The sequence below is a fragment of the Saccharothrix tamanrassetensis genome (assembly GCF_014203665.1).
Classification (GTDB): domain Bacteria; phylum Actinomycetota; class Actinomycetes; order Mycobacteriales; family Pseudonocardiaceae; genus Actinosynnema; species Actinosynnema tamanrassetense.
In genome coordinates this window covers 325,381-337,412 of record NZ_JACHJN010000008.1, presented here as the reverse complement: position 1 = coordinate 337,412, position 12,032 = coordinate 325,381, and the positions used below count along the sequence as shown (strand labels likewise).

Annotated in this window: 13 protein-coding genes; 9 read left to right on the top strand and 4 right to left on the bottom strand. The window is 71.7% G+C overall.

What is annotated here, in order from left to right; all coding sequences use genetic code 11:
* The first annotated feature begins 26 nt into the window (after nucleotides 1-26).
* The 4 genes from FHS29_RS25730 (at nucleotide 27) to FHS29_RS25715 (ending at nucleotide 3,820) form a co-directional block, all read left to right on the top strand.
* Complete coding sequence (locus tag FHS29_RS25730) at nucleotides 27-392, top strand: peptidase inhibitor family I36 protein (protein ID WP_184694724.1); 366 nt, start codon at nucleotides 27-29, stop codon at nucleotides 390-392.
* Nucleotides 393-486: 94 nt separating this feature from the next.
* A complete protein-coding gene (locus tag FHS29_RS25725) occupies nucleotides 487-861 on the top strand; it encodes a peptidase inhibitor family I36 protein (protein WP_184694722.1) in 375 nt (124 codons plus the stop codon).
* Nucleotides 855-1,565, top strand: coding sequence for an ABC transporter ATP-binding protein (locus tag FHS29_RS25720; protein WP_184694720.1), 711 nt, complete (start codon nucleotides 855-857; stop codon nucleotides 1,563-1,565). The genes FHS29_RS25725 and FHS29_RS25720 overlap by 7 nt, the downstream gene beginning before the upstream one ends.
* Entirely contained in the window at nucleotides 1,562-3,820 is a 2,259-nt protein-coding gene (locus FHS29_RS25715; protein WP_184694718.1) for a hypothetical protein, read from the top strand. The genes FHS29_RS25720 and FHS29_RS25715 overlap by 4 nt, the downstream gene beginning before the upstream one ends.
* 126 nt (nucleotides 3,821-3,946) lie before the next feature.
* Here FHS29_RS25715 and FHS29_RS25710 read toward each other — a convergent pair whose 3' ends face one another.
* Entirely contained in the window at nucleotides 3,947-4,684 is a 738-nt protein-coding gene (locus FHS29_RS25710) for a GAF and ANTAR domain-containing protein (RefSeq protein WP_184694716.1), read from the bottom strand.
* 45 nt (nucleotides 4,685-4,729) lie between these two features.
* On the bottom strand, nucleotides 4,730-5,437 hold the full coding sequence (locus tag FHS29_RS25705; RefSeq protein WP_184694714.1) for a GAF and ANTAR domain-containing protein: 708 nt from the start codon (nucleotides 5,435-5,437) through the stop codon (nucleotides 4,730-4,732).
* Between the two features lie 345 nt (nucleotides 5,438-5,782).
* Between FHS29_RS25705 and FHS29_RS25700 the strand changes: the two genes are divergently transcribed.
* From FHS29_RS25700 to FHS29_RS25685, 4 genes are all read left to right on the top strand, one after another.
* Nucleotides 5,783-6,544 (top strand): ANTAR domain-containing protein, encoded by a 762-nt coding sequence (locus FHS29_RS25700; RefSeq protein WP_184694712.1) that lies wholly within the window; start codon nucleotides 5,783-5,785, stop codon nucleotides 6,542-6,544.
* A gap of 149 nt (nucleotides 6,545-6,693) precedes the next feature.
* Nucleotides 6,694-7,422 carry a GAF and ANTAR domain-containing protein gene (locus FHS29_RS25695; protein ID WP_312865095.1) on the top strand — a complete coding sequence of 243 codons (729 nt, stop codon included), beginning with the start codon at nucleotides 6,694-6,696 and terminating at the stop codon, nucleotides 7,420-7,422.
* Between the two features lie 4 nt (nucleotides 7,423-7,426).
* Nucleotides 7,427-8,911, top strand: a complete 1,485-nt coding sequence (locus FHS29_RS25690; RefSeq protein WP_184694708.1) for a PP2C family protein-serine/threonine phosphatase — start codon at nucleotides 7,427-7,429, stop codon at nucleotides 8,909-8,911.
* A gap of 153 nt (nucleotides 8,912-9,064) precedes the next feature.
* Nucleotides 9,065-9,394 carry a DUF8129 domain-containing protein gene (locus FHS29_RS25685; RefSeq protein ID WP_184694706.1) on the top strand — a complete coding sequence of 110 codons (330 nt, stop codon included), beginning with the start codon at nucleotides 9,065-9,067 and terminating at the stop codon, nucleotides 9,392-9,394.
* 123 nt (nucleotides 9,395-9,517) lie between these two features.
* Here the strand turns inward: FHS29_RS25685 and FHS29_RS25680 are convergent, their stop codons facing one another.
* The gene (locus FHS29_RS25680; RefSeq protein ID WP_184694704.1) at nucleotides 9,518-10,459 is read right to left on the bottom strand and encodes an RNA polymerase sigma-70 factor; all 942 of its coding nucleotides are present in this window, start codon (nucleotides 10,457-10,459) and stop codon (nucleotides 9,518-9,520) included.
* Nucleotides 10,460-10,635: 176 nt separating this feature from the next.
* On the opposite strand from FHS29_RS25680, the gene FHS29_RS25675 reads away from it, so the two are divergent.
* A complete protein-coding gene (locus tag FHS29_RS25675) occupies nucleotides 10,636-11,121 on the top strand; it encodes a carboxymuconolactone decarboxylase family protein (protein WP_184694702.1) in 486 nt (161 codons plus the stop codon).
* A gap of 128 nt (nucleotides 11,122-11,249) precedes the next feature.
* Here FHS29_RS25675 and FHS29_RS25670 read toward each other — a convergent pair whose 3' ends face one another.
* Entirely contained in the window at nucleotides 11,250-12,002 is a 753-nt protein-coding gene (locus FHS29_RS25670) for an SDR family oxidoreductase (RefSeq protein WP_184694700.1), read from the bottom strand.
* Nucleotides 12,003-12,032: the final 30 nt, after the last annotated feature.

The following is a 12,032-nucleotide window of genomic DNA, read 5'->3' as shown; positions in this document are numbered from 1 at the left end:
CGGTCAGATAGGGGACAGGTGATTTTGTGGGCATCAACGAATTGGTGGTCGTCGGGGCGGTCTCCGCGGCCGTTCTGGCAAGTGGCGCCGGTGTGGCGGCCGCTGAAGCGTCCACCCGGTCCGACGTGTGCGGGGCCGGCCGGGTGTGCATCTACAAGTACCCCGACTTCCGCGTGAAGATCGGCGAACGTGCCGCCGGAGGTGGCGTCGTGGACATTCCACCCGCGCTCGGCCGACAGGTTTCCTCGTGGCGGAATCAAACGCGGGTGAACGCGGCGTTGTACGAGGGCCCGGGTGGTCGTGGACGTTGCATCACCTTGCGGGCGCTCGGGTCGGATGCGGACCTCCAGGGCAGCGAGGTGACGTCGTGGAGGACCGACCGCGGGTGTTGACCCACCGGATCTGGGCGGGATCTGGGCGCGGCGGGGCTCAGAGTTGCCCCAGCCTGCCGACAAGCGCGGGTCGGAACGAAGAACAGGGGATTTCATGAGGTTCGCGAAACTGGCGATCGCCGGGGCCATCGCAGGGGCGATCATCACGGGCGGCATCGGCGTCGCCTCCGCCGACGTGGAGGTCAAGGCAGACGCCTGCGGCGCCGACCGGGTCTGCATCTACAAGCACAACAACTTCTACGTGAAGATCGGCGAGCGGGCACCGTTCAACGGGGTCGCCAACATCGCGCTCGCGAACAACGACGAGATGTCGTCGTGGAAGAACCGCACCAACGTGAGGGCGGCGTGGTACCACGACCAGAACGGTCGGGGCCGTTGCGTCGGCATGGCTTCGGTCAGCAACGACGCCGACATCAACTCGCTGGACGACAACAAGCTGTCGTCCTGGAGGACTGACCGGGGATGCTGACCCGATCCTCCCGCTCGGCGGACCCGTGGCTCGTGGTCGAGGGCGTCAGCCGGTCGTTCGTCTCCGCCGCCGAGACCGTCCGGGCGGTGCGGGACGCCGACCTCACGGCGCACCAGGGGGAGTTCGTGTGCGTCTTCGGGGCGAGCGGCTCGGGCAAGTCCACCCTGATCAACCTGATCGCCGGGCTGGACACCGCCGATGCCGGGAGGATTCTCGTCGGGCAGGCCGATCTCGGCCTGCTCGGCGAGAGCCGGCGCGCCAGGCTCCGGCTGGAGACGATCGGTGTGGTGTTCCAGGACCACAACCTGATCGAGGAGTTCACCGCGCTGGAGAACGTCGCGCTGCCGCTGGAGGCGCTCGGCGTGGGACGCCGGGCGGCGCTGCGCCAAGCCTCCGCACAGCTGGCACGGGTCGGGCTCGGAGGCCTCGGCGACCGGGTGCCGAGCCGGATGTCCGGTGGGCAGCGGCAACGGGTCGGCATCGCGCGGGCGCTGGTCGGTGAGCGCCGCGTCCTGCTCGCCGACGAGCCCACCGGCGCGCTGGACTCCCGCAGCTCGCGCGAGCTCTTCGAGCTAATCCGGGTGCTGTGCGACCAGGGCTCGCTGGCGGTCGTGTGCTCGCACGACGAGCGGTGCCAGGAGCTGGCCGACACCGTGTACGAGATGGTCGACGGCCGCCCGATCGTCCGCGAGAGGGTGTCATGAGGTTCGAACTCTCGTTGGCGCGCAAGCTCATGCGCAACCGCGCGCTCGCGTGGTCCAGCACCGTCGCGGGCGTGACCGCCGCGGTGTTGACCGCCCTGTTCATCACCCTGCAGGCGTTCCCGCTCTCCGGCGCACAGGTCGTCGAACGGGACCTCGGCCGCTTCGACACCAAAGCCGACCTCAGCGCGGTCTTCGGCCTGACCCCCGGCAACGCCGACCTGGTGGGCACGATCACCTCGGCGGCACGCCGGGCCGGCGCGTCCGACGCGATGGTGTCCGTGACGTCCTTGGACATCAGGGCCGCCGTGCTCGACCCGCCCGTGACGAAGTACGTCGAGGCGGACTGGGCCGCCGGGCCGTTCCCGGAGCGCTTCTCGCTGGTGACCGGGCGGTGGCCGGAACGACCGGGTGAGGTGGTGCTCAGCGGGTCGATGTGGCCCGGCGGCGAGACCGTGTCCGTGCTGGCGGGCAACCACACCTTCCGGGTCGTCGGGACGGCCGACGACCGGTACTCGGACTGGGAGACCGTCCTGGCGGGCCGGGGCAGCTTCGCCGGGATCGGCGTCGCCGGGGTGACCGCCTACGCCACCCTGTACTGGGGCGGGAAAGCCGATCGGGACCGGGTGGTGGAGGCCGTCGGATCGGCGATCGGCGCTCCGCCGGCCGAGTTGACCGGGGGGATCACCGACCGGCGGACCGAACTGGCGCGCGAGGCCCGGTCGTCGGTGGAGCGTTTCCCGCTGGTGCACCGAATCCCGGCGCTCGCGCTACCGCTGCTGTCCGTGCTGACCGTGCTGGGGCTGACCAGGCGCCGGTCGTCGGACAGCCTGGCGGTGTTGACGTCGCTGGGCATCCCCCGGCCCCGCGCCGTGGCGGGCGTCGGCCTGGCGATCACGGCGTGGACGATGATCTCGACCGTGCTCGGGGTGGCGGCAGGCGTCGGGCTGGGCGTGCTCGCTCGGCGGATCGTCGCGCGGTGGAAGGCCGAGCCGTTACCGGAACTGCCCGGCCTGTGGTCACCGGTGGGGCAGCTACTGCTCATCACCGCTGCCGCCTGCCTGCTCGCGGCGGTGGTCCTGGGCCCGCGGCGGAACCGACCCGCGGCAACCGCCCTGGTGCGGCGGTGCGCCGCCATCGTCACCTGCGGCGTGATCGTGTTCCAGGTCGCGAGGTTGGACGGCATCCCGCAGGCCATGCTGCTCACCGGAACAATCGGTGTGGCGGTGCTCCTGGCCGCACCGGACCTGGTCGGCGGCGTGATCGGGCGGCTGCCGGGAACCGGGGCCCGGCTGCGGCTCGGCCGGCAACGACTGCTGCACAACCGGGGCAGGGCCGTCGCCGCCGTCGCGGTGCTCACCGCGGTGCTCGCCGCGCCGGTCGCCCTGCTGACGTTGGTGGCCACCGATGCCGCCACCCAGGAAGCCAGGTCCGTGCCCCTCGTGCCCCCGCACCAGGTGGTGCTCAGCGGGGTCGGCGGTTTCACCCAGCCGCCACCGCCCGAGGCGGTCGAAGCGGTCACCCGGCGGGTCGACTTCGCACAACCGCCGATCCGCCTGCGGCTCGCGGAAGGCGTGCTCGCCGTGGACACCCCGGAGGAGGCCGGCCGGCTGACCAACCGCCCGCTGACGACCGCCGAGGCGGAGTTGCTGCGCGGCGGTGGCGTGCTGGCGTGGAACGACCTCGAACCGTCGTGGCGGGCCACCCAGCGGGACGTCCTGCTCACCGGGACCGCGCGCGGGCTGGGGTTGCCGCTCACCGATGGCGGGATCGTGTTCACCGGCGTGCCGGACGCCGACGCCGTCGCGGCGCAGCAGGCGATCCTGGACGCCCGGCTCGACCACGGCCTCGTGGGCGTCCACGAGGCGCCCAGCCCCCCGTTCGTGCCCACCACCTTCTACGCGGCAGTGGCCGGCCTGGCGCTGGTCGCCCTGCTGGCCACCATGGCCGTGGCCAGGTCGCAGGTCGGCACCTTGCGGACCTACCTCGGCCGACTGATCACCATCGGCCTGCCGAGCCGCTGGGCGAGGCAGGTCCTGCTGATCGAGACCGCCGTGGTCGTCGGTGTGAGCACCTTGCTGGCGCCGGCCATCGCGGTCCCGTCGATCATCATCGCCGCATGGCGTATCGACGCGCTCACGCTCCGGATTCCCTGGCCGCACATCGGTGTCCTCGTCGGGGCGTTCTACCTGGCGACGGTGGCGGCGACCCTCGTCGCCAGCCGGCACCTCCGGGCGACCGACCTGGTCCGAACGTGACGCGACGACCCCTGCGTGCACCACGCCATCCGGTCACCCGCTCCGGGTCCGTTCGCCGGCCGCCACCGTCCTGACCCCGCGTGTGGCGGCGATCGCCGACGGGCGAGCCGACCCGGACCGGGCCGGCTAGCGGGAGTCCGGGGTGGGGCGCAGGGCGGCCGGGTCGACGCCGCCGTCGACGATCGCGCGGGCGACGTCGCGGAGGGGGTCGTGACGCCTGGCGGCGTAGTCGGAGATCAGGCTCCGTGCCTGTCCGGTGTCGGTGTCCAGCACGCCGGCGACCAAGCCGGTGGCGTGCGCGAGCAGCACGCGGTCGTTCAGCGCGGTCAAGGTCCGTTCCGCCAGCCGGTGCATGCGGGACGGGTCGCGCTCCTGGGACAGGCCCAGCACCGCGAGGTCGCCGAGCACGCGGCCGAGTCGTTCCTGCCACGTCTCCCAGTGGGCGGTCCGGGTGTAGAGGAGGTTCAGGCCGCCGACCGGGCGGCCGTCCAGGCGCAGCGTGACGGCGTGGATCGCGCGGAAACCGGTGTCGAAGGCGGCCTGGCCGAACGACGGCCAGCGATCCAACTCGGCCGCGAGGTCCGGACAGCCGACGTCCACGTCGCCGCGGATGCAGTCCACGCACGGGCCCTGGTCGATCTGGCTCTGCAGCAGTTCGACGAACCGCGCCCGTTCGTCGGACGCCGACACGACGCTGATCCCGCCACGCGGGTCGACCATCATCACGCCGGTGGCCGACGCCCCGAGCAACTTCGTGCACGCGGCCGTCACCAGGCGCAGCACCGAGTCGGCGTCGTGCTGTCCGACCAGGCTCGCCGTGAGTTCGCTCAACTCGCTGGCGATCTGGTCGTGGACACCGGGCACGCGAGCAGCATACGGCTCACCGCGCCACCACGCCCGCAGCGACGGTCAGTCCGCGAGCTGGTCCAGGGGGATGCTCCGGGCGAGCACGTCGCGGGCCACCTCCAAGACCGACCGACCCGACGAGAACGCGTGCGCCCGCAGCCGGGCGAAGGCGTCTTCGAGACCGATCCGCAGTTGCGCGGCCAGCATTCCGGTCGCCACGTTCACGTCCTGGTAGGAGACGACCATCCGCAGCCGGTCGTCGTCCCCGGCGAGTTCGTCCTGCTCCAGCAGGGCGAGCGTCACCAGGTCGGCCAACACGGCGGCATCGGCGATCGCGTCCGCGGACAAGCCGCCGGGGCGGCGTCGGTAGAGGTCGAGGGTGCCGAGCCGGATGCCGCCGAACTGGAGGGGGAAGGCGAACACCGCCGCGAGGTCCTCCGACGCGGTGTTCGCGGTGAAGCCCGGCCACCGCGCCCCGTCGGCGCTCAGGTCCCCCACGAGGACCGGGCCGCCGATGTCGAACGCCTCCACCCCGGGTCCTTCGCCCACCGTGTACTGGATCTCCTCCAGACGGGCGGCCCAACGATCACTCGCGCCGATCATCTCCTGGGCTCGCGCGTCACCGCGCAAGGTCAACGCCGCCGCGTCCACGCCGGGCAGGACACGGACGCACACGTCGCACAGCGCCTGCGCCAATCCCGAACGTCCGTGTGCCGTGGTGCACTCCGTGACCATCCGCGTGAGCCGGTCTCGACGCTGCCCGTCCAACATCCGTCCTTCGCCAGCGGTCGTGCGGCCGGCATGACGTCACCACCCAGCCCGTGAGGTGCCAGGGTACGAACTCGGACGGGGGTTCCGCACGCTCGCGGTGCGAGCCCGCGGGGAAGAGGTTCGTCACCGAACGGTGTACCCTTTTCGGGTCCGACGCGGTTCCCTGCCGACAGCGGTGGCCGTCGCGGACTGGTTTGTGAAGGACGAGTGCACCGACGTCCGCACAGTCGTCCGGTTCAAACAAGAGCTGGTGGGGACATCGCAGCGCCGACGCGTGAGAGTCGAGTGGCCTGCGGATGTCTCTCGTGCCGTGCTCGCCGAGGGGCCTCGTCGATCGACGAGGAGATGAACTTGACGTCACCGGAAGAACTGGGTCCACCGCTGCTCGACGCGCTCGACGATGTCACGAACGCACTGGAGAGCCTCGCGGACGCACTCGACCGTGAAGACGACCTCCGCGCCCTGGTGGACCAGGTCTGCAAGCAGGTGGTCCACGCGATCCCTGGTGTGGACGAAGCGAGCGTGACGCTGCTCCACGCCGGAACGCCGTTCACCGCGTCCGCGACGAGCGACCTCGTCACCCGACTGGATGGTGTCCAGTACCGGGAGAACGCAGGCCCGTGCCTGGACGCCGCCCAGAGCGGTCGGCTGGTGCGGGCGACGATCGAGGAAGCCGAGGACCGCTGGCCGGTCTTCGCGCGGGAGAGCCGCGCCGCCGCGATGGGCAGCTTCCTGTCCGCGCCGCTGTTCGTGGACAGCGAGCACTCCGGCGCCATCAACGCCTACGCCAGACCGGGCCACGGGTTCCTGGAACTGGACGGTCCGCTGCTCGGGTTGTACACGGCGGCGGTCGAGGCCGCGTTGCGCAGCCACAGCAAGTACCTGCAGGCTGCCGGACTCGCCGCGCAGCTGCGCGGCGCGCTGGAGTCCCGGGCCGTGATCGACCAGGCGAAGGGCGTGATCATGGCCGCTCACGGGGTCACCGCCGACGAGGCCTTCATACGGCTGGCCGAACGGTCGCAGCAGGACAACATCAAGGTCCGCGACCTGGCCGAACGGTTCATCGCCGACATCGTCCAACGCAGTCCCCGCCCCGAGGCGGAGTAGCCCCGCGACAGCCCGTCGCCCCGCACCGGTGTGCTTTGCGCTGCCGCTCGTCGGCATGACTCGCGCTGAACGGACGACCACGCGCCAGGTTCAAACGCGCGTCCACGAGGGTACGCATGGCGGACAGAAGGCGACGAGGGGGTGACGCTGTGGCGACGTCGTCGGACGCCTCGATGGCAGACGAACTGGCCCGTGTGTTCACCCGTGTGTCGGGTCTGCTGTTGTCGGAAGACATCGTGGCCACGGCGTTGAAGCTGATCACCTCGCTCGCGGCGCAGACCGTCGCCGGCAGCGCCGGGGCGGGTGTCTCGCTGTGGGACAAGCAGGGCGGACGCGTCACAGCTGCGGCGACCGATAGCGTGGTGCAACGCGCCGACTCGCTCCAGTACCAACTGGGCATCGGCCCCTGCCTCACCGCGTGGGAGGACCGGGTGGTCGTGCGCGTGGACGACCTGGCGCGGGACGAGCGCTGGCCGGAGTGGTCACGACGCGTGGTGGTGTCCGGGTTGCGGTCGTCGTTGAGCGCACCCCTGGTCGCCGGTGCCCGCCCGCTCGGCGCGCTGAAGGTCTACGCCCGCGAACCCGGCCTCTACGGGGCCCGCGATGAGCACCTGCTCGTGCTGTTCGCCACGCAGGCGGCCATGCTGCTGAGCCACATGAAAACCGCGCGGGATGCCGAGCGCGTCACCGAGAGGCTCAAGAACGGCTTGCGCGACCGGGAGTTGGTCGCGCTGGCCAAGGGGGTGGTGATGGCCCGGGACGGCGTGGACGAGCGGCGCGCGTTCCTGGCGCTGGCCGAAGCCGCCCGCAGGCAGGGCATCACCCTCCGGCAGGCGGCCGAACGCCTGACCCAGTCCACCTCGCGACGCCGCCGTTGACACCATGACCGACAAAGACCGCCTCGAAGAGCAACGACGCAGCCTCGCCCTGGCGCTGCGACGCGCCGAGCTGACCGTCGAGGAGCTCTGGCTGCGCCAATTCAGCCTGGGCGGCGACTCCGGCCTGATCGAGATCGACGCGTACCTCCACGGCATCGGCGAGCTGGACCCGCTGCAACGCGACGTGCTGGCGCAGACCGTCAACGAACGCCTCGACGAGGTCACCTGGGCGCACCGTGCGTCGTACAGCCGCCCGGTCCGGGACTCCCGCCCCCTCGGGCGGCCCCACGCCGCGCTGGTCGGGTTGCTGGAGGGTGCCGAGCTGGCGCCACCGGACCGGCTCCCGGCGGTCGCCGAGGCGGCGTGCCGGCTGATCGGGGTGGAGGTCACGATCTACCTGGCCGACTACGACCAGCGCCTCCTGCACCGCGTGAACGGCGCTTCGACCTCGAACGGCGACCGCCGCCAGGAGACGTTGCAGATCGACACCACCCTGGCCGGACGGGCGTTCCGGGAGGTGCGGGCGCTGCCGTCGACGACAGCCGGCCGGCCGCTCCTCTGGGTGCCGCTGCTGGACGGGGCCGAGCGCCTCGGCGTGCTCGAAGTGCGGCCGGCCGACCCGGCGGACCTCGAAGACCCCGGCCTGCGCACCCAGTGCCGCTGGCTGTCGATGCTGCTCGGGCACCTGGTCACGCTGCTCGACCAGTACGGCGACGCGTTCGACCTGGTACGCCTGCCCAAGCCGCGCACGACCGGCGGCGAGCTGATCTGGTCCCTGCTGCCGCCGCTGACCGCGGGGGTGGACAACTTCGTGGTGACCGGCGTGGTGGAGCCGCGCCAGGAGGTCAACGGCGACGCCTTCGACTACGCGCTGTCCGAGCACACCGCCACCCTGGTCATCATCGACGCGGCCGGGCACGACGTGCGCAGCGGCCTCGTCACGGCGACCGCGCTGGCCGCCCACCGCCGGGCCCGCCACGCCGGGCACGGCCTGTACGAGCAGGCCCGCGCCATGGACGAGGCCATCGGAGAGCTGTTCGACGGCAGGTCGTCCGACGGCAGGCTGTCCGCCACGGCCGTGCTCGCCGAACTCGACCTGGCCGGCGGGCGGCTCCGCTACCTCAACGCGGGCCACCCGCCTCCCCTGGTCATGCGGGCGGGCAAGGTCGTCAAACCACTGACCGGCGGGCTCCGGCCACCGCTCGGCCTCGGCGCCCACGCGCTGACCATCGCCGAGGAGGCCCTGCAGCCGGACGACTGGCTGGTCCTGCACACCGACGGCATCACCGAAGCCCGCGACCGCACCGGCGTGCCCTTCGGCGACGCACGGCTGGCCGACTGCCTGCAACGCGAGGCGGCAGCCGGCTACCCACCACCCGAGACCGCGCGCCGACTCATCCGCGCCATCCTGGAACACCAGGACGGCGAGTTGCAGGACGACGCGACCGTCCTGCTCGCCCGCTGGAGCAGCCCGCGCCACCCCACGTGAAGCCACCAGGCCACCAGGGTCGCAACGGGAAGCCCGACCCTGGTGTAACGCTGGGTGATGCCGCTGACGACCCGTCGAGCGGCTGCGAAAGTACGAGTCGTGCGTCCGAGGAGGGGTCGTTTCGGCCCTGGTGACGCGGGTAGCCGACCGGACATGAACGATGACTTCCCCATCAGGGATTACGACCACCTGACGACGGGAGACCTGCAGCACCGGATCCGGTCGCTGTCGGCGGACGAGCTGCGGCGCGTGCTGGAGCACGAACGCGCCCACGGCGACCGCACGCCGGTGGTCGAACTCCTCACCGCACGACTGTCCCAAGTGGAGGACGGCGCCGAACCCGCCGGCGGCGACCAGCGCAACACCCCGCCCGCCGACTCCGCCGGCGGCAAGCCGGAAGTGTCACCCGCCCACTCACCGGACCCCAACACACCGCTGCGCCACGGCGTGGCCGGCCAGACCCCTTCCCGAGGCCGCCCTTGACGACCGCCGCGCGGGCGTAGTGGAACGCCGGGATCCGAAGCGCGCGGGCCGCCATGTGCGGAGTCCGCTGCCCGGTCACCCTGCGCACACCCGCAACCGGTCGTCGACCACGCAGTCCTCGCCTCAGCGGCGCAGGGTGGTCTCCCGGTGCATGTGCGACAGCTTCTCGGGATTGCGCACGGCGTAGAGCCCGGTGATGAGGCCGTCGTCGATGCGCACCGCCACGACGCTGTCGATCTCGCCGTTGAGCCGGAGGATCAGCGCCGGGTGGCCGTTGACCTGCACCGGCCGCAGCGACGCCAGGTCGGCCATCCTGCCCAGCCCGGCGGTCAGCACGCGTGCCACCTTGTCGGCCCCCACGATGGGCCGCAGAACGGCCTGCTTGACGCCGCCACCGTCACCCATCAGGACGACATCCGGAGCGAGGATGTCGAGCAGGCTCTGCAGATCGCCGGTCTCGACGGCCCGCTGGAAGGCGTCGAGCGCGTCCCGGGTCTCGGCCGGGGACGCGACCCCACGCGGTCGGCGCGCGGCGACGTGCGCCCGCGCCCGGTGGGCGATCTGCCGGACCGCGACCGGGGTCTTGTCGACGGCTTCCGCGATCTCCTCGTACTCCAGGGCGAAGACCTCACGCAGCACGAACACCGCCCGCTCGGTCGGCGTGAGCGTCTCCAGCACCAGCAGCATCGCCATCGAGAGGCTGTCGGCCAGTTCGACGTCCTCGGCCACGTCGGGCGCGGTCAGCAGCGGCTCGGGCAACCAGGAGCCGACGTAGGACTCCTTGCGCCGGCCGAGCGTGCGCAGCCGGGTGAGCGCCTGGCGGGTGGTGATCCGGACGAGGTACGCGCGCTGGTCCCGCACCGCGTCGAGGTCGACGCCCGCCCAGCGCAGCCAGGTCTCCTGGAGGACGTCCTCCGCGTCGGCGGCCGAGCCGAGCATCTCGTAGGCGACGGTGAACAGCAGGTTGCGGTGGGCGACGAACGCCGCGGTGGCCGAGCCCGTGCGGTCGTCCCGGCTCATCGCCCCGCTGCGGTCTTCGGGCCGGGTCTGCGGCGTCCCGTCCATGGGTGGCCCCCTTCACTCTCGACTGCGTCACCCACCAGACGCCGATTCCCGCTGTCTTGTGACATCGAGTCGACTACGGGTCTGGTGGCGCAGGTCACGAAGCCGCGCTGTCACAGAGATCGGGGCGCCGGCATCTGGTGTTCGTCCAGTGCAACACCACGAGTGAGGACGAAGCCATGGAACCCCGCCTCAACCTGTTCGACAACGAGACCGCCATGAAGTTCGGCAAGCGGTTCGCCAACGCCGGGCTGGTGGTCGAACAATCGTCGCTGCCGAAGGCCACCCAGGAGCTGGTGTCGCTGCGCGCCAGCCAGATCAACGGCTGCGGTGCCTGCATCGACATGCACACCAAGGAGGCCGCAGCCGCCGGCGAGACTCCGGTCCGGCTGCACCTGGTCGCCGCGTGGCGCGAGGCCACCGTGTTCACCGAAGCCGAGCGGGCCGCGTTGGCGCTCGCCGAGGAGGGCACCCGGCTCGCCGACGCCCACCACGGCGTGTCCGACGAGACGTGGGAGCAGGTGCGCAAGCACTACGACGACGAGCAGATCGGCGCCCTGGTCGCCCTGGTCGCCCTGATCAACGCGGCCAACCGGCTCAACGTGATCGTGCGCAACCCGGCGGGCTCCTACGAGCCCGGCATGTTCGCCGCCATGAAAGGCTGACCGACAGGCGAATCCCGACCCGGCCAGGATCACCCGATCCGGGCCGGGCCGCGCATGTCCGGGCACCGCTTCGAAACCGTCCGTGGCCGTGCACACCTGGTGTACGTCACTCGACCGGCCAACCCCGCTCACCCTCGGACGGCATCTGTCAGCCAGTCCGACAGCCGGGTCGGGCCGACGAGTGCGCCGGCAGCGGGCAGCAAGGTCTGCTGGTCGAGCAACGTGCCGAAGTAGCGGGCCTTCGGGTCGGTGACGACCTTGCGCCGGTCGTTCCTCGCCGCCAGCACGGTGCGGATCCAGTCGTCCATGCCGAACACCTCCGGACCGCCGACCTCCACCACCCCGTCGAGCGGCGCGCCCACCGAGGTCTGGGCGACGATCGCAGCCACGTCGGCGGCGGCCACCGGTTGCACGCCCCCGTTGGGCAGAGTCACGACGCCGTCCGAGGTCGCGGTGTCCGCGATCCCGCCCGCGAACTCGAAGAACTGCGTGGCGAGCACCAGTGAACAGCTCAGCCCGGATTCGCGGATCAGTCGTTCCTGGGCCGCTTTCGCCCGCAGGTAGCCGGAGTCCGGTGCGCGCTCGGCGCCGACCACGGACAGCGCGACGTAGTGCCCGACCCCGGCGCCCCTCGCCGCCTCGATCAGGTTCGTGGTGGCGGTGCGGAAGAACGCCAGCACCTCGTCGTCGGCGAAGGACGGCGAGTTCGACACGTCGACCAGCACGTCCGCACCCCGCACCACCTCCCGGAGCCCTTCACCGGTGATGGTGTCCACCCCGGTCGAGGGCGACGCCGCCACCGCCTCGTGCCCGTGCTCGCCGAGCCACGCGACGACGTTCGTGCCGATCAGGCCTGTCCCGCCGATCACGACGACCTTCATGGTGACTCCTCTCACCGGTGCCCCGGTCGG